Source organism: Sphingosinicella microcystinivorans (assembly GCF_003634215.1).
GTDB lineage: Bacteria > Pseudomonadota > Alphaproteobacteria > Sphingomonadales > Sphingomonadaceae > Sphingosinicella > Sphingosinicella microcystinivorans.
In genome coordinates this window covers 41,311-64,745 of sequence record NZ_RBWX01000009.1, presented here as the reverse complement: position 1 = coordinate 64,745, position 23,435 = coordinate 41,311, and the positions used below count along the sequence as shown (strand labels likewise).

The following is a 23,435-nucleotide window of genomic DNA, read 5'->3' as shown; positions in this document are numbered from 1 at the left end:
ATAAAAGATGAGCTTCACCTCATTCGGAAAGCGCGGCGCGCTGCTTGCTGGCGTCATGCTGCTATCTGGCACGGCGTTGGCACAGACGGCGGACTATGACATCGTGATCCGAGGCGGGAGGGTGCTCGACGGCGCGGGCAATCCCTGGGTGAACGCCGATGTCGCGATCAAGGATGGCCGCATTGCCGCAGTCGGGGCGATCAAGGCCAAAGGCAAGCGCGAGATTGATGCGCGCGGACGCTATGTTTCGCCGGGCTTCATCGACATGATGGACCAGTCTGGCCGTGTGCTTCCGGTGAACGGCGCGGCGGAAAACAAGCTTCGGCAAGGCGTCACCACGGTGCTTTCGGGCGAGGGCGGCACACCGGTCGATGCCGCTGAGATTCCCGCCTATTTTTCAAAACTTGAAACACAGGGCATCGGGGTCAACTTCGGCACCTACTACGCGACCTCGCAGGCACGCGAAAAGGTGATGGGCGACGTCGCCGGTGCGCCCACGAAGGCGCAGATGGAGGCGATGAAGAAGGAAGTCGCCGCGGCCATGCAGGCCGGCGTCTTCGGCGTGACAAGTGCGCTCATCTACCCGCCGAGCAGCTTCCAGACGACGGCTGACCTCATTGAGCTCGCCAAGGTCGCCGGGCAATGCAACGGTTTCTATGCCACGCACATGCGCGACGAGAGCGCGAAGCTCGTGCCTGCGATCGAGGAAGCCATCGAGATTGGTGAAAAGGGTGGTGTGAAGGTTGAAATCTACCACCTGAAGAACGCTTACGCACCGGCGTGGGGTACGGGCATGGCGAAGGCGGTTGCGACTGTTGAGGCCGCACGGGCGCGCGGCGTGGATGTCGCGGCGGACATGTACCCGTACCCTGCGGGCGGTACCGGCGTCGAGATCACCGTGCCCAACTGGGTATGGGCCGATGGCGTCGAAAAGGGGCTTGAGCGTCTGAAAGACCCCGCAATCCGCAAGAAGCTGAAAGAGCAGGTCGCCGCGGGCTCGATGCCAGACTGGTCGAACCTCGTGGAGGCCTCGGGCGGCTGGGAACGGGTCGTTCTCGCCAATTCGCACAGCGATAAATACGCGCAGTTCCACGGCAAGAACTTCGTCGAAATCGGCAAGGCTCTCGGCATAGATCCCGCCGACGCGGCATGGGACATCGTGCTGAATGCCTACCCGAAGCGTTCGATGGCGCTTTATTTCATGATCGACGAGAAGGACATCGAGACCGCGCTCCGACAGCCTTGGACGAGCATCGGCAGCGATGCCGGTGCAGCGCTGAAGCCGGGCGAGATCGACGATCTCGGTCTGCCTCATCCGCGCTCCTACGGCACGTTCCCGCGCGTGATCGCCGAATATGTGAAACGCCGACAGGTGCTGACGCTGGAAGACGCCGTTCGCAAGATGACCGGTTGGCCGGCGCAGCGCATGGGGCTCAGCGACCGCGGGCTCGTGCGTCAGGGCATGCGCGCGGACGTCGTCGTGTTCGACTACGAAACGCTCGACGACGTGGCGAGCTGGACCAACCCGGTCGACTATCCGAAGGGCATCGACACCGTCATCGTCAACGGCCGTGTTGCGCTCGACAAGGGTAAGCTGGAGGACGTGCGCGCCGGGGCCGTGCTCAGGCACACCTGCGGCTAGTCTCACCTTGCAGCGCGGGCGTCGGCGCGCGAGAGTGGGCTTATGACCACGACCACGATCGACCCCGCGCAGGCCCGGCTTTTTGACAGCATTGCCCACGAATGGTGGGACGCAGCCGGTTCCTCCGCGCCGCTTCACAAGGTGAATCCGGTTCGCCTGGCCTTCATTCGTGAGCAGGCGCTGGCGCATTTCGGTCGCGATTCGCGGGACCGGGCATGGCTTTCGGGCCTCGATGTGCTCGATATTGGCTGCGGCGGAGGTATCCTTGCCGAACCTCTCGCCCGGCTCGGCGGGCGTGTGACGGCGATCGACGCGGCGGCCGAGGCGATCAGCGTGGCAAAGGCGCACGCCGCGGAGGCGGGACTTTCCATCGATTATCGCCAGTCCTCCGTGGAAACGCTGGTGGAAGGCGGGCACGCCTTCGATCTGATCACCTGCATGGAGGTGGTCGAGCATGTCGCGGATGTTCCGGTTTTCCTTGCCGGTATTGCGCGTCTTCTGAAGCCCGGCGGACTCCTGGTGTTCTCGACACCGAACCGCACGGCGCTGTCGTATGGAACGCTGATCGTGGGCGCCGAATGGGTGCTGCGCTTCATTCCGCGCGGCACGCACGACTGGAACAAATTCCTGACGCCCGAAGAACTGACCGCCGCGCTGGAAAACGCCAAGCTGAAGGTGACGGAAACGCGCGGTATCGGCTTTCGCCCCTCGCGGGGGTTCGAACTCTCCGATGATCGCCGCGTAAACTATATCGGGGCGGCGGTTCACGCCTGACCGGCGATCTTGCCGAATAGGGATATATGTGCGGTAACGCCGTGAATCCCGGCCGTTTCGTGCCCGGATGTCTCCCGAAGTTGACGAAGTTGAGACATGCTCGCGCATGATCGCGCGCGTGCGCGTGCGCGTGCATGTGCGCGTGCCGACCGGCGTGATCGGTCGTGTGCTGCGGTAAGGCTCTCGGTTCTCGCACGGGCGCACTCCACGAGGCGAACGTGTGTCGCGGCTCGCGGCAAGCCTTTCATGTGAAAACCTATTTTGGAAGAGGCGGGATGACGGGCGGTCCTACGGGGACCATCGCGCCGTCATCCCGAGCCGGGGTTCTTACAGGAAGCGCGCCACCACATCCCGGTAGCTGCGGCTGACCTTGACCTCGGCACCCGAGCCGAGCTTCAGGAAGCACTCCCCATTGGTGTGCGGCTTCACCTGCTTTACCTGATCGAGATTGACGATCGTCGAGCGGTGCACGCGCTTGAAAATGCGCGGATCCAGGCGCTTTTCGAGATCCTTCATCGTTTCGCGCAGGATCAGCGTGTTGTCGCCCGTGTAGATGCACATGTAGTCACCAGCCGCATCGATCCGTTCGATGCTTTCCACATCGACGCGAAAGATCTGGCCGCGATCCTTGATGTTGATCATCCGCTCGAAGCGTGACGCCGCATGGGCCTCCGGAGCGGGCTTGATGTCGGCCGCGGCGTTCGGTGCGACCTCCTCCAGAAGCTCCCGCAAACGGTCCTTCTCGGCGCCTGCGTTCTTTTCTGCGAGCCGTTGGCGAATCCGCTCCATCGTCGCTGCGAGGCGGGCTTCTTCCACCGGCTTCATCAGATAATCGACCGCGTGGGCATCGAACGCCTTGAGCGCAAACTCGTTGTAGGCGGTTACGAACACCACCAGCGGCGGTTCGATGTCGGCAAGCCCATTCACGACGGAAAAACCGTCGAAGCCGGGCATCTGGATGTCGAGAAACACGACATCGGGCTTGTGCGTCTTGATCGCGCGTATGGCTTCGCGCCCATTGGCGCAGCGTTCGATGATCTCGATGTCATCGAAGGCTTCCAGCCGCATCTCAAGACCCTTGATGGCCAAAGGCTCATCATCGACCAATATGGTCCGGATCGTCATTAAGCGTTCTCCTTGAGCCGAACATTGGCCGACTCGAACGGGATTTCAATGTTGGCGACGACCCCCTGCGGCACGTTTGATATCATCTCGAACCGCTGGTCGTCGCCATAGGTCTGAAACAGTCTATCGCGAATATTGTTCAATCCGACCCCGGCAGATGGGACGAGTGCCGATCTTTCTGCGGTGAGTCCCGGGCCGTCGTCGCTGATCGAAATGAGCAAGCGGTCCCCGGAAACATGCGCCGCGACCACGATCTCCGCGCCTTCTTCCTGCGGCGTCACCGCATATTTGATGGCATTTTCGACAAGCGGCTGGAGGAGGAGCGAGGGCAGGCGGCCTTGCAGTGCGGCCTCTTCAATGTCGAAGCGGGTGCGCAGCCGATCCTCGAAGCGCATTCTTTCGATTTCGAAATACAGCTTCAGCGCCTCAATCTCCTGCGCGAGGCTGACTGTTTCGGTCGGATCGCTGACGAGGCTGTAGCGCAGGAACGACGACAGGCGGGACAGCATCGTGTTGGCGCGCTCCGTTTCCTTCAGCAGCACCAGTGTCGAAATGCTGTTCAGCGTGTTGAACAGGAAGTGCGGATTGAGCTGGTAGCGCAGCATCGCAAGCTGCGCCGCGCTCGCCTGACCGGAGAGGATGAGGACGCGCTCCGACTGTTCATCGAGCAGCAGGTAGTAGTTGATGCCGTAATACAGGCCCGTCCACGCCGCGAGCACCGAGAGATCGAGCAGGATCGCGCCGAAGAACTGGATGCCCTGCGGTTCGAATGTCGAGTTGTAGAAACGCGCGTGTGCCCAGACCTCGATCACCGAAAAGACACCCGCGGCAAGCGCGACGAGCGTGAGCGTGAGGCTCCACACGAACACCGCGCGCATCCGGATGATGCGCCGGTAGGCGGCAGACATCAGCAGCGTGAGGGAAAATCCCGTCGCCGTCGCGATCAGCGTCGGCAGGATGTAGGCGATACCCATCGAGTTCGCGAGACCGCCAAGCGCGCGAAGGACCAGATAGGCGGACCAACCGCCGATCTGGAGCATCCAGAAGGCGTGGTTCTTGTCGGCGAAAAAGCCCTGTTTGGGAACGAGTTTCATCACGCGGACACTGCAACAAACGTCTGCAAAATGCGAGCGTGGAACTCGTCGCGCAAACTCAGTCTTCCGGTGCGATGATGACCTTGAGGCCGTCGAGCGCGTCGCTCATCTCGATCTGGCAGGAAAGGCGCGAGTTCGCTTGCTTGTGATCGGACGAATCGAGGAGATCGTTTTCGTCCTCGCCCGGGCCGCCAACGGTGCCCGTCCACGCATCGTCCACGAACACGTGGCAGGTCGCGCACGAGCAGCATCCGCCACAGAGCGCCAGAAGCTCGTCGAAGCCGTTGTCGCGAATGGCTTCCATCACGGAAAGGCCGTTTTCGGCTTCCACCGTCTTTTCGGCTCCGTCGCGCGACACGACAATCAGTTTCGGCATCTCGTTCCTCGTTCCCTCGACCTTTGGATTCGGGGAGCCTAATAGCGGCAAGACGAGCGTTGTCAAAAGGCATGAGCGGCGGATGGGTCTGAGTGCGGAAGCCTTGCGGGATGGGATCGATGCCATTGCGGCGCGCGACGAACATGTCGCGGCGGCGCTGGTCCGGGCCGGCTATCCCGAGCCGCGCATTCGCGCTCGGGGCTATGAAACGCTGCTGAGGACCATCGTGGGCCAGCAGGTGAGCGTGGGCGCGGCGAACAGCATATGGAACAAGCTCTCAGCCGCCATCGGCGATATCGCGGACCCGCGTGCATTGCTGGCGCGATCGTTCGATGACCTGCGCGGGGCAGGCCTGTCGCGGCAGAAAATCGGCTACGCCCAAAGCCTTGCGGGCCTCTCTGCATCCGGTGAAATCGATTTCGCGAACCTGCCCGACGACGACGAAGCGGCCATCGCGCTTCTGAGCGCCGTGAAGGGCATCGGGCGCTGGTCGGCGGAAATCTATCTGCTCTTCGCGGAAGGGCGGCCCGATATATGGCCGGCCGGGGACCTGGCCGTGCAGATCGAGGTGGGGCGCATCAAAGGGCTTGCCGAACGGCCAAGCGAGCGGGTGACACGCGAACTCGCCGAGCTATGGCGCCCGCACCGGGGCGCGGCGGCGGTGTTCATGTGGCACCATTACAAGACAGAAGTGCTTTAAAGCCCGATCCTCAGGCCGCCAGCGGAAAGCGGAGCAGGCGGTCTTTCGTCGGCACCAATGCCGTTGCCGGGCGCCCGGCAGCCTTGAGGATCGCGGGATGATCGGCGGCAAGCCCGCCCGTGAGCGCGCCGAACGCGGGCAGGATCAGCTTTTGCGCCGACATCACGAAGCAGCGGCGGCTGACCATGCGGCCACGACCCTGAACGCGGATTTTCGGATGAAAATGCCCGCTGATCTCGGGAAGCCTGGACCCGGCTTCTGCTTCGTGGCGCAGCACGATGCCATCCACCTCGACTTCCGGCCGGACATGACCGAGGCCATCGGCTTTAAGGTCGTGGTTGCCCGTGATCCATACCCAGTCGACACTGCTTTGCAGAGACGCGAGCAGTGCGCGCGCTTTGTCGCCGAGCCGCCCGGGACCATCCGCATCGTGGAAGCTGTCGCCGAGACACCAGAGCGTTTCGGCGCCCGTGGCGGTGATGAGCGCGTCTAGGTCTGACAGCGTTTGCAGGCTGTCGTAGGGCGGCAGCATCTGGCCGAAACGCGCGAACCAGCTTGCCTTTTCGAAGTGAAGGTCGGCGACGAGCAGAGCGCGGCGTGCGGGCCACCAGAGCGCGCCCGCGGCGAGCGGCGTCATTTCGTGACCTGCGAACGAAAGGGGAACCATGGCCCCGGCTATGCCCCGACGCGCGGACGGGATCAAGCGCGCTATTGGATGCTTGCGAGCCGTGTGGCGTCTTCGCGGCTGCTGTCGCCCGGCACCACGAAGCGGACCTTCCGCGTCGCGAAATCCACGGCGACCTGATTGAAGGCGCGGAGCGTGTTCATGCCGAGGAGCATCGCGGGTCGCTTGTCGAGCCCGAGCTGACGGAAAACCGGCAGGTCGGCGAAGGCGATCGGCATGCCGGTGAGCTTCACGGTGCCGAGGCGCATGTCGTTCACGATGCCGATCTCGGCTGGAACCGTGCCGCCGGCCACGTCTTGCAGTGTCGTCGGGATCAGCAGCGTGGCCTTGCCCCGTTTCAGCGCCGCCTTGCGCATCGCGAGGTTGCCGACGCTGTGTTCGGCGCCGGTATCGATCACCACCGCGATCCTGCGCAGCCCGACCGACGCATCGGCGAGGATGAGACGGCCAAGACGGCTGCGCGCGCGAATGACGATGGTATCGTCGTCGTCGGCCTTGAGTTCCGGCGTTTTCGATGCGGGCGTGACCGTGATCGTCTGCTGCCCGAAATCGATGAGGATCGCTTTGGATTGCAGGCTGTCTATGCCGAGCAGACCCTCGGCGCCCAGGTTGCCGCGCTTGAGGACCGGCGCCTGCACGTTGCGGACGGGTGTGCTCGTGACCGAGAGCGACGGCACCGTTACCGTTTCGAAGCGCTGGGCGCCGCTGATGCTGTGCACTTCGGCGCTGCCTGTCCGCCCGAGACCGAGGGTCGTCGCAAGCTCTTCAGAGAGCACGGTGCGTTCGGCGCCGGTATCGACGACGAAGTCGAACGGGCCCTGACCGCCGATGCTGACCGGCACGGTCATGCGCAGCGATCTGTCGGCGCCGAAGTCCACGTCTTCGTTCGCTGCGGGCGGCGGCGGAGCCGGTTCGGTGGTTCCGGCAGCTAGCAGAACGGCGATTGCCAAGGCGTTCATAACGCGATCTCCCCGGCGCGTAGTTTACGCCAGATCGGGGGCTTCAACAACGACGCTCGTCGACGTGCATCGCCTCTTGGGCGAGGGCTTCCGCCTCGATGAGCAGCGCCTCGTCGGCAAGACCCTGCGCGACGCTTTCGCGGCCGATCATCACAAGGACCGGAACGGCGAGCGGTGAGACGCGGTCGAGGCGCTTGTGGACGATGCTGCTCGCAGCGCGATCGAGCAGGTTCGCGAGGCGGGCGACATCCGTCAGCCGCAGCCGCGCGTCCTCCCATGCGGCGCGCAGCAGCATGTGGTCGGGCTCGTATTTGCGCAGGACGTCGTAGATGAGATCGGTGGAGAAGGTGACCTGACGGCCGGACTTGCGCTTGCCCGGATGCTGGCGCTCGATGAGGCCGCCGATCACCGCGACCTCGCGGAACGCGCGCTTCAGGAGGTGCGAGGTCTGCACCCACTCGGCAAGCTCGTCCTCCAGAATGTCCGGCGAGAAGAGCGGGGCGGGGTCACGCACTTCCTTCAGGCCGTAGACGCCGAGCGCGTAATCATTTGCCACGAAGCCGGTCGGCTGCAGGCCAAGCGTTTCCATGCGGCGGGTGAGCAGCATTCCGAGCGACTGGTGCGCGTTCCAGCCTTCGAAGCTGTAGGCGATCATGTGGTGGAGGCCTTCGTGCGGGAAGGTCTCGATCAGCAGTTCGCCGGGCTTCGGCAGGACGGAGCGGATCTGCTGCACTTCCAGCCATTCCGCCACGTCCGCCGGGAAGCGCCGCCACTCGGCAGGGTCGGCGAGGAAACCGCGCACCCGGTCGGCAAGGTGCGTGGAGAGCGGCAGGCGCGCGCCCATGTAGCTCGGGATCATCGCCGCGCGGCGGGTGGCGCTGACGATGAGGTCGGTATCGATGATGCGCTCCACCTCCAGCGCGAGGCCTGCGAAACGGAACGTGTCGCCGGGGGAGAGGGTGGAGGCGAAATATTCCTCGACGCGGCCGAGGGTGCGCCCGTTTCCGAAGCGCACGTCGAGCATGGGCGCCTCGACGATGATGCCGGCGTTCAGCCGGTGTTGCTTCGCGAGGCTGGGATGGCTGACGCGCCAGCGCCCGTCCGGGTTTTGGGTGAGGCGCTTGTAGCGATCGTAGGCGCGCAGGGCATAGCCGCCGTCCGCCACGAAGTTCAGCACGCGGTCGAACGCTTCGCGCGTGAGCGCTGCGTAGGGCGCGGCGCGGCGGATTTCGCCGAACATCGCATCGGCATCGAAGGGCTCGGCGCAGGCGCACGCCATCAGGTGCTGGGCGAGCACGTCGAGCGCGCCGGGGCGCCATGGTTCGGTATCGAGCTCGCCCGCGTCGATCGCGTCGAGCGCGGCGCGGGCTTCGAGGTATTCGAAGCGGTTGCCGGGCACGACGATGGCCTCGCTGGCCTCGTCGAGCCGGTGGTTGGCGCGGCCGATACGCTGGATGAGGCGCGACGAACCCTTGGGGGCGCCCATCTGGATGACGAGATCGACGTCGCCCCAATCGACGCCGAGGTCTAGGCTCGCGGTGCAGACGAGCGCGCGCAAACGTCCGTCCGCCATCGCGCCCTCCACCTTCTGCCGCGCCTCCTTCGAGAGTGAGCCGTGGTGGAGACCGATGGGTAGGGTCGCTTCGTTCACCGCCCAGAGGTCGTTGAACACCAGCTCGGCGAGGCTGCGCGTGTTGCAGAAGACGAGCGTCAGCTTGTGCCGCTCGATCTCTCGGTAGACCTGCTCCGCCGCGTAGCGCCCGGAGTGGCCGGACCACGGCACGCGGCCCTCGGGGGTCAGGATTTCGATGTGCGCCTTCGCGCCCGGCTCGCCCGCGACGAGCGCGACGCTTGCCGGTTTATGGTCCGGCGCGAGCCAGCGGCGGTAGTCCTCCGGGTCGCCGATGGTGGCGGAGAGGGCGACGCGGCGCATATCGGGCACGATCGCCTGCAGCCGCGACATGGCGAGCGCCAGAAGGTCGCCGCGCTTGCCGCTCGCGAAGGCGTGAACTTCGTCGATCACGATGGTCTTGAGGCCTGCGAACATGCGCGCATTGTCCGGGTAGGAGAGCAGCAGCGACAGCGATTCCGGGGTCGTGAGCAGGATGTGCGGCGGCGCGGCCCGCTGCCGCGCCTTCTTGTCGGACGAGGTGTCTCCCGTGCGTGTCTCGACGCGGATGGGGAGCCCCATCTCTGCGATCGGGGTGAGCAGATTGCGCTCGACGTCCGCAGCGAGCGCCTTCAGCGGGGAGACGTAAAGCGTGTGCAGGCCTTCCGATGGGTTCTGCACGAGATCGGCGAGCGTCGGCAGGAAGCCCGCGAGCGTCTTGCCCGCGCCGGTCGCCGCGACGAGCAACGCGTGCTGCCCCGCGCTCGCCGCCGCGACCATTTCGGCCTGATGCCGCCGCACGCGCCAGCCGCGCGCGTCGAACCAGTGCGTGATGACGTCGGGAAGGGCTGGGAGCATCGGCGATCATGATGCAGCGCACGCGTCAACAGCGCAAATGCAACATTTTATCCGGGTAATATTGACAAGGTAATTTTACCCGGATAAATCGCCGCATGGAACAGGAAAACTACACAGCCTTTCGGGGCGACAGCAAATTTGCGTCAGGATCGCTTGGTGATGTGGCGCTCGCCTTGAAACGCGACGGCGCAGACAATGTGCTGATTTTCAACGACGCGACCGGGGCCGAAACCGATCTCGACCTGCGCGGTACGGAAGCGGACGTCGCGGCGCGCTATGCGCCGCCTCCCGCCGTTCCGGGGCGCCCGAAGCTTGGCGTTGTCGCGAAAGAGGTGACGCTGCTGCCGCGCCACTGGGACTGGCTGAAAACGCAGCGGGGTGGGGCATCGGCGGCGCTGCGCCGTCTCGTCGAGGATGCGGCGCGGGATAGCCGGAGTATCGCCAAGGCGGCGGCGGAAGCGGCTTACCGCTTCATGTCCGCGATGGCGGGCAACCGGGAGAATTTCGAAGAAGCTTCGCGAGCGCTGTTTGCGGCGGACGGCGAGCGCTTCACCATGCTCACCGAGAACTGGCCGGAGGACGTGCGTGCCCATGCAAGGCAGCTCGCCGCTCCGGCCCTTGTCGATTGAAGGCGATCAGCGCGCCTGTTCGAGGAGCACTTCGGCGACCTGCACGGCGTTGAGCGCCGCGCCCTTGCGGAGATTGTCGCCGACCACGAACAGCGCGAGGCCGTGAGCCACGGTCGGGTCGCTGCGAACGCGCCCGACGAATACGGGGTCCTTGCCCGTGGCTTCGAGCGGGTTCGGCACATCAGTGACGACAACGCCCGGCGCTGAACCGAGCAGCTTCAGCGCATCGGCGACCGAGATCGGGCGTTCGAACGCGGCGTTCAGTGAAAGCGCATGGCCGCTGAACACCGGAACGCGCACGCAGGTGCCGGAAACGGTGAGATCGGGGAGGCCGAGAATCTTGCGGCTTTCGTCGCGCAGCTTGGCTTCCTCTTCAGTGTAACCGTCCTCGCCGAGCACGTAGTTGAGCGGCACGACGTTGAAGCCGATCGGTACCGCCCACTTGCGCGGCTGACCGAGATCCACGGCGGCGCCGTCGCGGGCGAGCGCGTCGCTGCCGGATGCGCCCGCGACGATCTGTTCGTGCAGTTCCTCGACGCCCGCCATGCCGCCGCCCGAGACGGCCTGATAGGTGCTGGCGACCAGGCTCTTGAGACCCGCCGCCGCGTGCAGCGGCTTCAGCACGGGCATCGCGGCCATCGTGGTGCAATTGGGGTTGGCGACGATTCCCTTCGGAATGTCGCGCAGCGCTTCGGGGTTCACCTCGGCGACGACGAGCGGCACGTCGGGGTCGCTGCGCCATGCCGAGCTGTTGTCGATGACGACAGCGCCCGCAGCGGCGGCCTTCGGCGCGAGTGCGCGCGAGGTGGAGCCGCCTGCCGAGAAAAACACGATGTCGAGGCCCGCAAAATCTGCGGTCTCGGCGTCTTCGACAACCACATCGGCGCCGCGGAAGGGAATTGCTTTTCCGGCCGACCGCGCGGAGGCGAAGAGGCGGAGCGTGCCGATCGGGAAATCACGCTCTGCAAGGATTTCGCGCATCATGCCGCCGACGAGGCCGGTGGCGCCAACGATGCCGACATTGGGGCGGGCGGGAAGGGATTTGGTCATGGAACTGCGTCTCCTTTTTAATGGCAGAGGCGCGGGGTACGTGGCTTTGGAAGGTTCCAGGCCGCCCCGCGCTTCGGCGGGGCTCTGTCCTGCTGGCTTGCCGGTTAAACCGTCAGCACAAACAAGACCGCCCCGCGTGCGCGGACCGGCTTGGTGCTAATCGTTTTAATCTTCATGGACATCGGGGCGGGCGAATAGCAGCCTCGAACAGCCTCGTCTAGCTCTCTTCGAGGCCGATCCATTTCTCGACCACCGGGCGCTGCCAGGCCTCCAGCGCGTCGATGAGCGCATCTGGAGTTTCGGCAACGGCGAGCATTCCGCGGTGCTGCGGGCGCACGAATTTCTCGGCGGCCATGTGATCGAGAAAGCCTGCAAGCTGGTCGTAGTAGCCCGCAACGTTGAGCAGGCCGCAGGGCTTTTCGAAAATGCCGAGCTGGCTCCACGTCCACACTTCGAACAGTTCTTCAAGCGTGCCGACGCCGCCGGGCAATGCCGCGAAGGCATCGGCGCGGCGTGCCATCTCGGCCTTGCGCTCGTGCATCGAGCCTGTGATCACAAGTTCCGTGAGGCCGTGGTGCGCGACTTCGTGGTCGACGAGGGCCTGCGGGATGACGCCCACCGCCTCGCCGCCCGCCGCGAGCACGGCATCGGCAAGCACGCCCATCAGGCCGATGGACGCGCCGCCATAAACGAGGCGGATACCGCGCGCGGCCATGACCGTGCCAAGCGCGTGCGCGGTATCCGCATAGTCAGGTCGCGCGCCCCGGCTGGAACCGAGGAACACGCACAGGCTGGAAATTCGCCTCAGGCGAAGATCTCCTCGAGGAAGTGCAGCGTCGCCTGCCACGAGCGGCGGTCGGCGATTTCATTATACTGTGCGCCTTCTGCGCGGGCGTTCATGCCCTTCGCCGTGAAGGCGTGGACGGTGTCGCCGTAGGCATTGAGCTGCCACTTGGCGCCCGCATCGGTCAGCTCCTTGGCGAGGGCGATTACGTCTTGCGGCGGTGCAAGCGGGTCTTCCCAACCGTGATGGAGCTGCACCTGTGCGTGAATCGGCCCCTGCGGCCCGAGGTTCGGCGGCGGATAGACGCCATGGAACGACACGACACCCGCCACGTCCTTCGTGCCGCTGCGTGCGACATCGAGCGCGCAGAGGCCGCCGAAGCAGAAGCCGATGAGCGCGATGCGCGACGGGTCGGCCAGGGGGTGCGTCTTGGCGTACGCCACCGCAGCGAGCAGCCGGTCGCGGAGCAGCGCGCGATCGGCCATCAGCGGCGACATCAGTGCGCTGTTGTCCGCGCCCACCGTGCCGCGCACGCCTTTGCCGTACGTGTCGATGGCGATACCGACATAGCCCGCTTCGGCGAGCAGATCGGCGCGCTCGCATTCGTGGTAGCACTGCCCGGCCCACTGGTGCGCGACAAGGACGACAGGGCGCTTCTGCGTGCCGCCGGTGTGGGCGACATGGGCCTCGAACGTCGTACCTGCGTGCGAATATTCAGCTAAATTCGTTTCAACCTTGCTCATCATTTTACCTCGATTGGCAGCCCAAGGGTTTTCAGTTGCGGTTCGACCTTCTGCCGGTCGCCGACGACGACCCAGAGCAGCCGGTTAACATCGATATTCGCCTTCGCGGCAGCGACCAACTGGTCACGGGAAAGCGCGTTCAGCTTTGCCGCATAGGTCACCTGATAGTCGTCCGGCCGTTTCAGGCGGGCGTTCGTCTCCAGCGCGTCCAGCACTGCGGCGGAAGATTCATAGGCCCCGGGCAAGCGCCCAGTGAGGAACGCCAGCGTGGATTTCACCTCGTCGGGCGTGATCGGCTTGTCGGTGACGTAGGCGGTGATGTCCTTGCGCAGTTCGGTGAGCGCTGCGCCGGTCTTGTCCGTCTGCACGGGCGCAAAGACGTAGAAGGGCATCTGTTCGCTCGTCTGCGAGATCGCGGTCGAAACACCGTAGGACCAGCCCTTGTCCTCGCGCAGGTTCATGTTGAGCCGCGAGGTGAACACCCCGCCAAGAGGCGTGTTCACGGTGGTGAGCGCGAGGTTGTCGTCCGTGCCCTTCCGCGCCAGCGGATAGCCCGCCAGAATGAACGACTGCGGCGAGCCGGGGCGATCGATCAGGATGATCTTGCTCGCTGTTGGCGCGCTCGCGGTCGTGAAGGTCTTGGCGCCCTTCGGCACGGAAGGGGTCGCCCAGGCGCCCACCGTCTTTTCAAGGAGCGGCATCAGCGTGCCGAGCGTCGTGGCGCCCGAAGCGAAGATCGTGGCGTTGTCGGGCCGCAGCCATGTCTGGTGGAAGTTCACGAGATCGCTCCGCGTCACCGCCTTGACGCCTTCCACGGTGCCGGAACCGGTGAGCGGTACGCCGTAGGGATGCGCGGTGCCGTAGATGAGCGGCGGCAGGAGGCGCAGCGCGAGCGTCTGCGGCTGGCTTTCCTCCTGCGCGATCCCGGCGATCTGGATGCCGCGCACGCGCTCAAGCTCGGCGGGGTCGAACTTCGGGTTGCGGATGATGTCCGCCCAGAGATCGAGCGAGGGGGCGAGGTTGGTGGACAGCGCGGAGAGCGAGACTTCCGTGGTGTCGTTGCCTGCGCCCGCGCCGATGTTGGCGCCAAGGCGCTCCTCTTCCTCCGCGATCTCGATCCCGGTGCGCTTCGCAGTGCCCTCGTCGAGCAGCGACAGCATCAACGACTGGGTGCCGAGCTTCTCGCGGGAATCCGCGGCATTGCCCGCATCGAAGACCATCGAGAGGTTCACGACGGGGACGGTGTCACGCTTGGCGAACACCACCTCGATGCCGTTCGAGAGCTTCGCGCGCTCAACAGCGGGAAATTCGAGTGCGGGCGCCCCGTCCACGGGGGGCAGCTTCGACCGGTCGATGCCCTTTCCGGCGACCTGCTGCAGGCTGCCGTAGGGGTAGACGGTGAGCTGGTAGTCGCCCTTGGAAATCCACCGCTGCGCGGCGGCCTGCACGCTGGCGGGCGTCGCGTTCACGTAGGCGGAAAGGTCTTTCTTGAACTGCTCCGGATCGCCCGAATACAGTTCGCCCTCCGCCAGCGTCACCGCCTTGCCGCCGAAGCCGCCGACGGCTTCGAGGCCGCGGATCGTACCGGAAACGGCGCGCATCGCGACCCGGCCGACCTCGTCCTTCGTCGGCCCCTTTGCGAGGAAGTCGGCGAGAAGCTGGTCGAGGCGCGCGTTCACCGTGTCGGCGTTCACGCCGGGCTTCACGTCCACCTCGATCTGCAGCAGGCTGACCGCCTCGAACGGCTGCAGGTAGCCCGACACGCCGATGGCGAGCTGCTTGTCGCGCACGAGATCCTTGTAGAGCCGCGAGCTGTTACCGCCGCCGAGCGTCGCTGCAGCGATTGAGAGATTCTGCGCGTCCTGATCGTTGAGGCCGGGGACTGCCCACACGCGGTAGAGGCGTGTGTTGGAGACCTGATCCTCCATCGTCTCGCGCACCGTTTCGCTGCGTTCCGGCACCCAGGCCCGCAGGCGGCGCTCCACGGCCGGTCCGGCGGGGAGATCACCGAAATACTTCTCGACGAGCGGCTTCGCGGTGGCCGCGTCAATGTCTCCGGCGAGCACGAGCACGGCGTTGTTGGGGCCGTACCATGTTTTGAACCACGTCTTCACGTCTTCGAGCGAGGCTGCGGAGAGGTCCGCCATCGAGCCGATCGTGGAGTGGCGGTAGGGGTGGCCTTCAGGGAACAGGCCTTCGAGGATGCGGTATTCGGTCTTGCCGTAGGGCTGGTTGTCGCCCTGCCGCTTCTCGTTCTGCACGACGCCGATCTGGTTCGTGAGCTTGGTCTGATCGATCGCGCCCAAAAGGTGGCCCATGCGATCGGATTCAAGGAACAGGATGCGTTCCAGGCCGGGTGTCGGCACGTTCTGGAAATAGTTGGTGCGGTCGAACCATGTCGTGCCGTTGTAGCTCGTCGCGCCCATCTCCTGCAGCGCCACGAACCAGTCGTTGTTGTAGTTCTCGCTGCCGTTGAACATCAAATGTTCGAAAAGGTGGGCGAAGCCGGTTTTGCCCGCCGGCTCGTCCTTGGAGCCGACGTGATACCAGATGCTCGTGGCGATGATCGGCGCCTTGCGATCGGTATGGACGATGACGCGGAGGCCGTTCGCGAGCGTGAAGCGCTCATACGGGATATCGACGGCGGAAACGAGGGAAGGGTCCGGCCCTGCGCTTTTCGGGGCGGCGAAGGTCGGCGCGGCGGCGCCAAGAACGATCGCGACGGCGGTTCCGAGAAACAAGGATTTCATGATGGGACGAAGCTCCGGCGTTGCTGCGGCGGTCATACCGAACGCATACGGCGTCGGGCGCGATGCGGCAAGCCGAGGCGCTTGCACTCAGGCAAGGCGGCTTCTATCAAGGCGCCGCTTTCGTACCGGCCGGTTCCGGCCGGGTTGTTTTCGTGAACGTGAAGAAGGAACAGGCGCCAGAGCATGGCCCGGATCGTGATGAAATTCGGCGGCACGTCGATGGCTGGCATCGAGCGCATCCGCAACGTTGCCCAGCGCGTGAAGCGCGAGGTGGATGCCGGCAACGAAGTCGCCGTCGTCGTTTCCGCGATGGCAGGCGAGACGGACCGTCTGGTCGGATTCTGCCGGGAGGCAGCCGCCCTGCACGACACGGCTGAGTACGACGTCGTCGTCGCCTCGGGCGAGCAGGTGACGTCCGGCCTGCTGGCGATCACGCTGCAGGCGATCGGCGTGCCCGCGCGCAGCTGGCTCGGCTGGCAGCTTCCCATCCGCACGTCGGACGCGCATTCGACCGCGCGCATCGGCGACATCGATACCACCGCCGTCCTCGCCGACATGGCGACGGGCCGCGTCGCGGTCGTTCCCGGCTTTCAGGGCGTCGCGGATGACGGCCGCGTCACGACGCTCGGCCGTGGTGGCTCCGATACCAGCGCGGTTGCGGTCGCGGCGGCGCTGAAGGCCGACCGCTGCGATATCTACACGGATGTGGATGGTGTTTACACCACCGATCCGCGTATCGTGCCCAAGGCGAAGAAGCTTCAGTCCGTTACGTTCGAGGAAATGCTCGAGCTCGCAAGCGTCGGCGCGAAGGTGCTGCAGACCCGTTCGGTCGAGCTTGCGATGAAGGAAAAGGTCAAGGTGCAGGTGCTGTCGTCGTTCACCGACGCGCCCGGCACGTTCGTAGTCGACGAGGAAGAAGGCGTGGAACAGGAACTCATCACCGGCATCGCGTACAACCGCAACGAGGCGCAGGTCACGGTGACCGGCGTGCCCGATACGCCGGGCGTCGTCGCGCACATCTTCGAGCCGCTGTCCGCCGCGAACATCAATGTCGACATGATCGTGCAGAACGTGGCGCGCGAAAGCGGCCGGACGGACGTGACCTTCACCGTGCCGCGCACCGAGCTCGCCCGGGCGATGGACGAGCTGACGAAGGCGAAGGACGCGATCGGCTACGGCGCGCTCGAAGCCGTGGACAATGTCTGCAAGGTTTCCGTCGTCGGCGTCGGCATGAAGAGCCACGCGGGCGTCGCGCTCACCATGTTCAAGGCGCTCGGCGATCGCGGCATCAACATCAAGGCGATCACCACTTCCGAGATCAAGATCTCGGTGCTGATCGCCGAGGAATACACCGAGCTTGCAGTGCGCGTCCTCCATACCGCGTACGGACTGGATGATACGTCCGAGCCCGCCGGGGCCGCTGCGTGAGCGGCGGCCGTGATCGTCTCCATGCGCTGATGGCGCGCGGCTGTGCCTTCCTTGGCACACGCTATGCGATTATGGCCGGTGCTATGACCTGGGTTTCGGAACGGAACCTCGTGTCCGCCATCTCGAACGCGGGCGGCTTCGGCATGATCGCGTGCGGCGCGATGGACCCGGCGCGGCTGCGCGAGGAAATCGTCGCGACGCGCGCGCTGACCGACAAGCCCTTCGGCGTTAACCTGATCACCATGCACCCGGCGCTCCTCGACCTTATCCAGGTCTGCGCCGAGGAAAAGGTCGGGCACATCGCGCTGGCCGGCGGCATTCCCTCCGGCCCGGCGATCGCGGCGGTGAAGGCTGCGGGCGCGAAGCTGATCTGTTTTGCCCCGGCGCTGGCCTTCGCGAAGAAGCTGGTGCGCTCGGGCGTCGATGCGCTCGTGATTGAGGGCACCGAGGCGGGCGGGCATATCGGCCCCGTTTCAACGACCGTTCTGGCGCAGGAAATCCTGCCCCACATCACCGACGTGCCCGTGTTCGTCGCGGGCGGCATCGGCCACGGCGAAGCCATCGCGGCGTTCCTTGAAATGGGCGCGGCGGGTGTGCAGCTCGGCACGCGCTTCGTCTGCGCGAGCGAAAGCGTCGCGCATCCGAAGTTCAAGCAGGCGTTCATCCGCGCCGCCGCGCGCGACGCCGTGGCGAGCGTGCAGATCGATCCGCGCCTGCCGGTGATCCCCGTCCGTGCGCTGAAGAACGCCGGAACCGAGGCGTTCACGGCGAAGCAGCGCGAGGTTGCCGGGCTTCTCGACACCGGCGCGGTGGACATGGACGCCGCGCAGCTTCAGATCGAGCACTACTGGGCGGGCGCTCTGCGCCGCGCTGTGGTAGACGGTGATATCGAGAACGGCTCGCTGATGGCGGGCCAGTCGGTCGGCATGGTGAAGCGCGAGGAGCCTGTGCAGGCGATCATCGACGAACTGGTCAGCGAAGCGGCGGCAGCGCTCGCGCGCCGCGGCGTTCAGGCTGCATGAACGCCGAGAGAAACGTCTCGGCAACCAGCGCCGCGCGCGAGATTCTGCGGCGGCTTCACGATGTCATGGCGACCAAGGCGGGCGCGCAGGCGAAGCTGAACCGCGTCGTCGATATCGTCGCGGGCGCGCTCACCTCTGAAGTGTGCTCGATTTATCTGCTGCGCGACGGCGTGCTCGAACTCTTCGCGACGCGCGGCCTTGCCCAGTCTGCCGTCCACGTCACACGGCTTGCCGTGGGCGAGGGCCTTGTCGGCACGATCGCGAAGACGCGCGAGGCGCTGAACCTTGCAGAAGCGAAGTCCCACCCGGATTTCGCCTACAAGCCGGAAACCGGCGAAGAAAGCTTCCACAGCTTCGCGGGCGTGCCGATCATTCGGCAGGAAACCGCGATCGGTGTTCTTGCCGTGCAGCACGTCGACCCGCGCGAATATGCGGATATCGAGATCGAAGCGCTGCAGACCACAGCGATGGTGCTGGCGGAACTGATCGCGTCCGCAGGGCTCGTGGATGACCAGACCGTGCAGCAGGCGCGCGAACGCGAAAGCCGTCCCGCGCGGATGACAGGGCTGAAGCTCGTGGAGGGCGTGGGGCGCGGGCAGGCGGTGTTCCACCAGCCGCGTGTCATCGTGGAGCATACGGTCGCCGACGACATCGAGGCGGAGCGTGCACGCGTCTACGCGGCCTTCCAGATGATGCGCGAGCAGATCGACAACATGATGGGCCAGGCGGATTTTGCAGCGCCCGGCGATCACGACGAGATCCTCGAAACCTACAAGATGTTCGCCTACGACGAGGGCTGGTCGCGGCGCATCAACGAGGCGATCGACACCGGCCTCACCGCCGAGGCGGCGATCGAGCGCGTGCAGATGAAGACGCGCACACGGATGCGCGCCACGAAGGATCCGTTCTTCCAAGAACGCCTGCACGACCTGGATGATCTTTCGAACCGCCTGCTGCGCATTGTTTCCGGGCAGATGGATACGGCGGCGAAGCGCGGCCTGCAGCAGGACATGATCCTGCTCGCCCGCAACCTCGGCCCCGCGGAACTGCTGGAATACGACAAGCGCTTCCTGCGCGGCGTGGTGCTGGAGGAAGGTTCGCTCACCGCGCACGTCACGATCATTGCGCGCGCGATGGGCATTCCGGTGCTGGGCCGCGTAAAGGATCTGCGTACCACGATCTACGAAGGCGATCCGCTGCTGCTCGATGCGCAGCGCGGCGCGCTGTTCGTGCGTCCGAGCGAGCCGGTCGTCCACCAGTTCGAGGAGCAGGTCGCGCTGAAGGCGCGCCGGCAGGCCGAGTATGCGAAAATTCGCGACCTGCCCGCCGAAACCGTGGACGGCGCGCGTATCACCCTGATGATGAACGCCGGCCTGCGTTCGGACATGGAGGCGCTGGACATCACGAATGCCGACGGCATCGGCCTGTTCCGCACCGAGTTCCAGTTCCTCGTTTCAGCGACGCTGCCGCGCCGGGAGCGGCAGACGCAGCTTTACAAAGCCGTGCTCGACGCGGCCGGCGACCGGCCTGTCACGTTCCGCACGGTTGATATCGGCGGCGACAAGGCCGTGCCCTACATGATGGGCGATACCGTGGAAGAAAACCCGGCGCTCGGCTGGCGCGCGCTTCGGCTCGCGCTTGAGCGCGAAGGGCTGATGAAGGTTCAGGCGCGCGCGCTCATCGATGCCGCCGCCGGGCGTACGCTTCGGCTGATGTTCCCGATGGTTTCGGAACCGTGGGAGTTCGATGAAGCCCGCGCACTCGTGGAGGCGCAGCTTTCCCGCATGGTTGCGCGCGGCCGTCCCGTGCCGAAGAAGATCGAATTCGGCTGTATGCTCGAAGTGCCGGCGCTCGCGGAATCGCTCGATCTTCTGTTGCCGCGCCTCGATTTCCTTTCGGTCGGTACCAACGATCTCACGCAGTTCCTTTTCGCGGCGGATCGCGCCAATCCCAAGCTGGCCGATCGCTATGACTGGCTTTCGATTTCGCTGCTGCGCTTCCTGAAGCGCGTGTCGGATCAGGCGCGCGGCGCGCGGCGCCCGGTGACGGTGTGCGGGGAGATGGGCGGGCGCCCGCTTGATGCGCTGGCGCTGCTCGGTATCGGTATCGAGCGCCTGTCGATCACGCCGGCGGGCATCGGCCCTATGAAGGCGATGATCCGCTCGCTGGCGCTTGCGCCGCTTCAGCACGAGATGGAAGGTTGGCTGCGCCGGGGGACCAACATCCGCGCGGCGCTGACGGAATACGCATCGAGCCGCGGCATCGCCGCTGGCTGAGGCTGCGGCGCGATGAAGCGCGTTGACAGTGGCGAAGCTGCGCGCGAACGTGGCAATTGGGCGAGTTGGCGTCTGTTCGGAGGGTTTTGGTGAGCGACGAGCTGGAAACGCAGGATGGTATTGATCTCGGCGGCTCGCGCCACATCGGCGAGGTGCTTAGGGCGCGCAGGCTGGAACTCGGCCGGGAACTGGCTGACATAGCCCACCAGACCCGCGTGCCTGTACGGCACCTGACCGCGATTGAAGAGGGCAAGCACGATACGCTGCCCGCGCTGCCCTACACGATCGGTTTCGTGAAATCCTACGCGCGCATTCTCGGCCTCGATCCCGATACGACGGCGGAACAGTTTCGCCGCGAAACGACGAAGCCCGACCGGGTGGTCCCTACGATGGATCACGAGCCGATCGAGGACGTACGTGTGCCGACACGCGGCGCCGCGCTGCTCGGTATCGTTCTGCTCGGTGTTGTCGTGCTTGCCGTCGCGGCCTGGGGCCTCGGCTGGTTCAGCGGGGATGAGACACCCGTGGTGGCGGAAGCGCCGGCGGGATCTGACGATGGTGCGACCGTTGCGGTGGATACGCCGCCCGCTGCGCCGCAGCCCGCAGCCGCGGACGTGCCTGCGACCGATGCAGCGGCGACCGCAGCTGCCGCGCCCGCGCCTGCTGTACCGACGGGCGGCGCGATCGTCGTGACCGCGCGCGAGGACGCGTGGGTGAAGATTTACGAGGCGAGCACGGGCCGTTCCGTGTTTCAGGGCGTTATGGCGGCGGGCGACCGTTATGAGGTTCCCGTGGATCGGCAGGACCTGCTGCTCTGGACGGGCCGCGCCGGCGCGCTCGACCTTACCGTGGGCGGCACGGCGATACCGCCGCTCGGCGCCGCGACGCAAACGGTTCGCGACGTGCCGCTGACGGCGGCGGGTCTCGCCGCACGGACGCAACCGCGCGCGGAGTGATGCGCTTCAGTTTCAGGCAAGGGACGGGTTGCTAGGCTCGGCCCCGCGTCTATCAATTGTCGGGAAAGTCATGATGAAATCCAGATATCTCCTCCTTTTGACCCTGCCTCTGCTGCTTCCCGCGATGCCTGCCTTCGCGCAGCAGACGGTGCAGCAGGTGGAAGGCCGGGTGAAGAAGCTGGAAAGCGAAATGCGCGCCGTGCAGCGCAAAGTGTTTCCCGGCGGATCGAAAGACTATTTCGAGCCGGAGATTCAGGCCCCCGCCGCACCGGTGACGGCGCCGGGCGTGCCCGCGTCCAATCCGCTGAGCGATCTTTCCCGCCGTGTCGATTCGCTGGAAAACCAGCTCACCACGATGACCGGGCAGCTTGAGGAAAACAGCTTCAAGGTACGGCAGCTCGAAGCGGCGCTGGAGAAGTTCAAGACCGATGCGGAGTTCCGCCTGACGACGCTGGAGGGTGGCGCACCGCCCCCTGCGCCCGGCACGGCAGGCGTGTTCCCGCCCCCCGGCGCGCCGGGGACGACCGCGACAACGCCCTCTCCGACAGCAGCGGCCCCGGTCGCCACGCCGCTGACGCCGGAGCAGGAATACAACGCCGCTTACGGCCTCGTGACGGCGAAGAACTATCCGGCTGCCGAAAAGGCGCTCTCCGCCTTTATCGCGAAGAACCCGAAGCACGCCCGCGCGAGCAACGCGCAATACTGGCTCGGCCGCACTTATTTCGCGCAGAACCAGCCTGTGCAGGCGGCGCGTACGCTGCTCGAAAACTACCAGAAGCGGCCCGAGGGCGAACGCGCGCCCGAAAGCCTGCTCTGGCTCGGCAAGTCGCTGATGGCCTTCTCGCCGCCCAGCCCCGCCAAGGCGTGCGAGGCCTATACGCAGCTTGAGGAAAGCTACGGCAAGAAGCTCTCGCAATCGCTCCGAACGCAGCTCGTGGATGCCCGCTCGGCAGCGCGCTGCGGCTGACCCCGGCCTGACACCGGAGCGCTTCCGCTCGGCGGTCGAAGCGCTGGCGCCGGATCTTTCCGGCAGGGTGGCGCTCGGCGTATCGGGCGGTCCGGACAGTCTTGCGCTGCTCCTTCTCGCACGCCGTGCCGGTTTCGACGTGGTGGCGCTTACCGTTGATCACAGGCTGAGACCCGAGGCGGCGGCGGAGGCGAGCCATGTTGCGGCCATTGCCGCGGGGCTCGGTGTGCCGCACGTGACGCTTTCGGTCGATGTCCCACGGACGGCGAGCGTGCAGGCGGCGGCGCGGGGTGCGCGCTATGCGGCGATGGCGGGCTGGTGCGATGCCAATGGTGTGCGCTGGCTGATGACCGCGCACCATGCCGACGATCAGGCCGAAACGCTGCTGATGCGATTGTCGCGCGGCAGCGGGCTTGGCGGCATGGCGGGAATCCGGGCGCGGCGGGCTGTTGAGGGTTACGCCGTCACGCTGCTCCGCCCGCTGCTTGGCGCGCGCAAGGCCGAGCTTGTCGGGCTGGTGGACGCGGCCGGGCTTGCCGCTGTCGATGACCCCAGCAACCGGAGCGACGCATACGACCGAACCGGCGCGCGGGCGGTTTTGGCGGGGGGAGGGGTGGACGCAGGCGGCGCGGTTGCGACGGCGGCGCATCTGGCCGAAGCCGAAGCCGCGCTTCAGTGGACGGCGGACGAAGCCTGGGCCGGGCGCGCCAGCGTCTCCGGGGAGGCGATCGCGCTTGATACGCGCGGGCTACCTGCGGAGCTGGTCCGGCGGCTTGTGCTGAAGGCGTTTCGAGAGCTTCGGAGCGCCGAGCCCGACGGCCCGGCGCTCCAGCGCCTGCTTTCCGGGCAGGGCGGTACGCTGGGCGGCGTGCGGGCGGAAGGCGGGCCGCTGTGGCGCTTCCGGCGCGAGCTACCGCGAAAAATGCGCGCATCCACCGAATAGCGCCGCAATAGCGGTTGTCGTTAACGCCTGCGCGCCTATCTTAGAGCTGAACCCTTTTCAGGAAT

The 23,435-nt window shown here is 65.8% G+C and carries 20 protein-coding genes; 10 read left to right on the top strand and 10 right to left on the bottom strand.

The window, feature by feature from the left end:
* The first annotated feature begins 7 nt into the window (after window positions 1-7).
* Window positions 8-1,642, top strand: a complete 1,635-nt coding sequence (locus tag DFR51_RS12590; protein WP_121051733.1) for an N-acyl-D-amino-acid deacylase family protein — start codon at window positions 8-10, stop codon at window positions 1,640-1,642.
* A 42-nt stretch (window positions 1,643-1,684) separates the two neighbouring features.
* Window positions 1,685-2,416: a bifunctional 2-polyprenyl-6-hydroxyphenol methylase/3-demethylubiquinol 3-O-methyltransferase UbiG gene (ubiG, locus tag DFR51_RS12585; protein ID WP_121051731.1), complete on the top strand. Its 732-nt coding sequence runs from the start codon at window positions 1,685-1,687 to the stop codon at window positions 2,414-2,416.
* A 327-nt stretch (window positions 2,417-2,743) separates the two neighbouring features.
* On the opposite strand, the gene DFR51_RS12580 is transcribed toward ubiG, so the two are convergent.
* Genes DFR51_RS12580 through DFR51_RS12570 form a run of 3 tightly spaced genes read right to left on the bottom strand, consistent with a single transcriptional unit; the run spans window position 2,744 to window position 5,011 of the window.
* The gene (locus DFR51_RS12580) at window positions 2,744-3,541 is read right to left on the bottom strand and encodes a LytR/AlgR family response regulator transcription factor (protein WP_121051729.1); all 798 of its coding nucleotides are present in this window, start codon (window positions 3,539-3,541) and stop codon (window positions 2,744-2,746) included.
* Window positions 3,541-4,635 carry a sensor histidine kinase gene (locus DFR51_RS12575; protein ID WP_121051727.1) on the bottom strand — a complete coding sequence of 365 codons (1,095 nt, stop codon included), beginning with the start codon at window positions 4,633-4,635 and terminating at the stop codon, window positions 3,541-3,543. Before DFR51_RS12575 ends, DFR51_RS12580 begins: the two co-directional genes overlap by 1 nt.
* A 58-nt stretch (window positions 4,636-4,693) precedes the next feature.
* Window positions 4,694-5,011 carry a 2Fe-2S iron-sulfur cluster-binding protein gene (locus tag DFR51_RS12570; protein ID WP_121051725.1) on the bottom strand — a complete coding sequence of 106 codons (318 nt, stop codon included), beginning with the start codon at window positions 5,009-5,011 and terminating at the stop codon, window positions 4,694-4,696.
* An 82-nt stretch (window positions 5,012-5,093) separates the two neighbouring features.
* Here DFR51_RS12570 and DFR51_RS12565 point away from each other — a divergent pair, with 82 nt between their 5' ends.
* Entirely contained in the window at window positions 5,094-5,711 is a 618-nt protein-coding gene (locus DFR51_RS12565; RefSeq protein WP_121051723.1) for a DNA-3-methyladenine glycosylase family protein, read from the top strand.
* 10 nt (window positions 5,712-5,721) lie between these two features.
* Here DFR51_RS12565 and pdeM read toward each other — a convergent pair whose 3' ends face one another.
* From pdeM to DFR51_RS12550, 3 genes are read right to left on the bottom strand one after another with little or no spacing between them, the layout of a single operon-like run.
* Window positions 5,722-6,378: a ligase-associated DNA damage response endonuclease PdeM gene (gene pdeM, locus DFR51_RS12560; RefSeq protein ID WP_121051721.1), complete on the bottom strand. Its 657-nt coding sequence runs from the start codon at window positions 6,376-6,378 to the stop codon at window positions 5,722-5,724.
* A gap of 41 nt (window positions 6,379-6,419) precedes the next feature.
* A complete protein-coding gene (locus DFR51_RS12555) occupies window positions 6,420-7,355 on the bottom strand; it encodes an aspartyl protease family protein (protein WP_121051719.1) in 936 nt (311 codons plus the stop codon).
* Between the two features lie 43 nt (window positions 7,356-7,398).
* Window positions 7,399-9,822, bottom strand: coding sequence for a ligase-associated DNA damage response DEXH box helicase (locus tag DFR51_RS12550; protein ID WP_121051717.1), 2,424 nt, complete (start codon window positions 9,820-9,822; stop codon window positions 7,399-7,401).
* A 95-nt stretch (window positions 9,823-9,917) separates the two neighbouring features.
* Between DFR51_RS12550 and DFR51_RS12545 the strand changes: the two genes are divergently transcribed.
* Complete coding sequence (locus tag DFR51_RS12545) at window positions 9,918-10,451, top strand: DUF2239 family protein (RefSeq protein WP_121051715.1); 534 nt, start codon at window positions 9,918-9,920, stop codon at window positions 10,449-10,451.
* Between the two features lie 6 nt (window positions 10,452-10,457).
* Here the strand turns inward: DFR51_RS12545 and DFR51_RS12540 are convergent, their stop codons facing one another.
* The 4 genes from DFR51_RS12540 to DFR51_RS12525 all read right to left on the bottom strand — a co-directional run bounded on the left by DFR51_RS12540 (window position 10,458) and on the right by DFR51_RS12525 (window position 15,814).
* Window positions 10,458-11,501 (bottom strand): aspartate-semialdehyde dehydrogenase, encoded by a 1,044-nt coding sequence (locus tag DFR51_RS12540; protein WP_121051713.1) that lies wholly within the window; start codon window positions 11,499-11,501, stop codon window positions 10,458-10,460.
* A 217-nt stretch (window positions 11,502-11,718) separates the two neighbouring features.
* Complete coding sequence (locus DFR51_RS12535; protein ID WP_243445456.1) at window positions 11,719-12,285, bottom strand: LOG family protein; 567 nt, start codon at window positions 12,283-12,285, stop codon at window positions 11,719-11,721.
* A gap of 20 nt (window positions 12,286-12,305) precedes the next feature.
* Window positions 12,306-13,028, bottom strand: coding sequence for a dienelactone hydrolase family protein (locus tag DFR51_RS12530; RefSeq protein WP_207790684.1), 723 nt, complete (start codon window positions 13,026-13,028; stop codon window positions 12,306-12,308).
* Window positions 13,028-15,814: a M16 family metallopeptidase gene (locus DFR51_RS12525; RefSeq protein ID WP_243445455.1), complete on the bottom strand. Its 2,787-nt coding sequence runs from the start codon at window positions 15,812-15,814 to the stop codon at window positions 13,028-13,030. Before DFR51_RS12525 ends, DFR51_RS12530 begins: the two co-directional genes overlap by 1 nt.
* A gap of 147 nt (window positions 15,815-15,961) precedes the next feature.
* Between DFR51_RS12525 and DFR51_RS12520 the strand changes: the two genes are divergently transcribed.
* The 6 genes from DFR51_RS12520 to tilS all read left to right on the top strand — a co-directional run bounded on the left by DFR51_RS12520 (window position 15,962) and on the right by tilS (window position 23,370).
* Window positions 15,962-17,206: an aspartate kinase gene (locus DFR51_RS12520; protein WP_121051708.1), complete on the top strand. Its 1,245-nt coding sequence runs from the start codon at window positions 15,962-15,964 to the stop codon at window positions 17,204-17,206.
* 29 nt (window positions 17,207-17,235) lie between these two features.
* A complete protein-coding gene (locus DFR51_RS12515; protein ID WP_121052462.1) occupies window positions 17,236-18,228 on the top strand; it encodes an NAD(P)H-dependent flavin oxidoreductase in 993 nt (330 codons plus the stop codon).
* Window positions 18,225-20,504 (top strand): phosphoenolpyruvate--protein phosphotransferase, encoded by a 2,280-nt coding sequence (gene ptsP / locus DFR51_RS12510; RefSeq protein ID WP_121051706.1) that lies wholly within the window; start codon window positions 18,225-18,227, stop codon window positions 20,502-20,504. The genes DFR51_RS12515 and ptsP overlap by 4 nt, the downstream gene beginning before the upstream one ends.
* A gap of 89 nt (window positions 20,505-20,593) precedes the next feature.
* The gene (locus tag DFR51_RS12505; protein ID WP_160119274.1) at window positions 20,594-21,460 is read left to right on the top strand and encodes a helix-turn-helix domain-containing protein; all 867 of its coding nucleotides are present in this window, start codon (window positions 20,594-20,596) and stop codon (window positions 21,458-21,460) included.
* Window positions 21,461-21,533: 73 nt separating this feature from the next.
* Window positions 21,534-22,427, top strand: a complete 894-nt coding sequence (locus DFR51_RS12500; protein ID WP_207790683.1) for a tol-pal system YbgF family protein — start codon at window positions 21,534-21,536, stop codon at window positions 22,425-22,427.
* Window positions 22,399-23,370 carry a tRNA lysidine(34) synthetase TilS gene (tilS, locus tag DFR51_RS12495; protein WP_121051700.1) on the top strand — a complete coding sequence of 324 codons (972 nt, stop codon included), beginning with the start codon at window positions 22,399-22,401 and terminating at the stop codon, window positions 23,368-23,370. Before DFR51_RS12500 ends, tilS begins: the two co-directional genes overlap by 29 nt.
* Window positions 23,371-23,435 lie beyond the last annotated feature (65 nt).

Bases quoted from the DNA above. Each gene is read 5' to 3' on its own strand.
- DFR51_RS12590 (WP_121051733.1), top strand. From the start codon at position 8: ATGAGCTTCACCTCATTCGGAAAGCGCGGCGCGCTGCTTGCTGGCGTC.
- ubiG (WP_121051731.1), top strand. From the start codon at position 1,685: ATGACCACGACCACGATCGACCCCGCGCAGGCCCGGCTTTTTGACAGC.
- DFR51_RS12580 (WP_121051729.1), bottom strand. From the start codon at position 3,541: ATGACGATCCGGACCATATTGGTCGATGATGAGCCTTTGGCCATCAAG.
- DFR51_RS12575 (WP_121051727.1), bottom strand. From the start codon at position 4,635: ATGAAACTCGTTCCCAAACAGGGCTTTTTCGCCGACAAGAACCACGCC.
- DFR51_RS12570 (WP_121051725.1), bottom strand. From the start codon at position 5,011: ATGCCGAAACTGATTGTCGTGTCGCGCGACGGAGCCGAAAAGACGGTG.
- DFR51_RS12565 (WP_121051723.1), top strand. From the start codon at position 5,094: ATGGGTCTGAGTGCGGAAGCCTTGCGGGATGGGATCGATGCCATTGCG.
- pdeM (WP_121051721.1), bottom strand. From the start codon at position 6,378: ATGGTTCCCCTTTCGTTCGCAGGTCACGAAATGACGCCGCTCGCCGCG.
- DFR51_RS12555 (WP_121051719.1), bottom strand. From the start codon at position 7,355: ATGAACGCCTTGGCAATCGCCGTTCTGCTAGCTGCCGGAACCACCGAA.
- DFR51_RS12550 (WP_121051717.1), bottom strand. From the start codon at position 9,822: ATGCTCCCAGCCCTTCCCGACGTCATCACGCACTGGTTCGACGCGCGC.
- DFR51_RS12545 (WP_121051715.1), top strand. From the start codon at position 9,918: ATGGAACAGGAAAACTACACAGCCTTTCGGGGCGACAGCAAATTTGCG.
- DFR51_RS12540 (WP_121051713.1), bottom strand. From the start codon at position 11,501: ATGACCAAATCCCTTCCCGCCCGCCCCAATGTCGGCATCGTTGGCGCC.
- DFR51_RS12530 (WP_207790684.1), bottom strand. From the start codon at position 13,028: ATGAGCAAGGTTGAAACGAATTTAGCTGAATATTCGCACGCAGGTACG.
- DFR51_RS12525 (WP_243445455.1), bottom strand. From the start codon at position 15,814: ATGACCGCCGCAGCAACGCCGGAGCTTCGTCCCATCATGAAATCCTTG.
- DFR51_RS12520 (WP_121051708.1), top strand. From the start codon at position 15,962: ATGGCCCGGATCGTGATGAAATTCGGCGGCACGTCGATGGCTGGCATC.
- DFR51_RS12515 (WP_121052462.1), top strand. From the start codon at position 17,236: ATGGCGCGCGGCTGTGCCTTCCTTGGCACACGCTATGCGATTATGGCC.
- ptsP (WP_121051706.1), top strand. From the start codon at position 18,225: ATGAACGCCGAGAGAAACGTCTCGGCAACCAGCGCCGCGCGCGAGATT.
- DFR51_RS12500 (WP_207790683.1), top strand. From the start codon at position 21,534: ATGAAATCCAGATATCTCCTCCTTTTGACCCTGCCTCTGCTGCTTCCC.
- tilS (WP_121051700.1), top strand. From the start codon at position 22,399: ATGCCCGCTCGGCAGCGCGCTGCGGCTGACCCCGGCCTGACACCGGAG.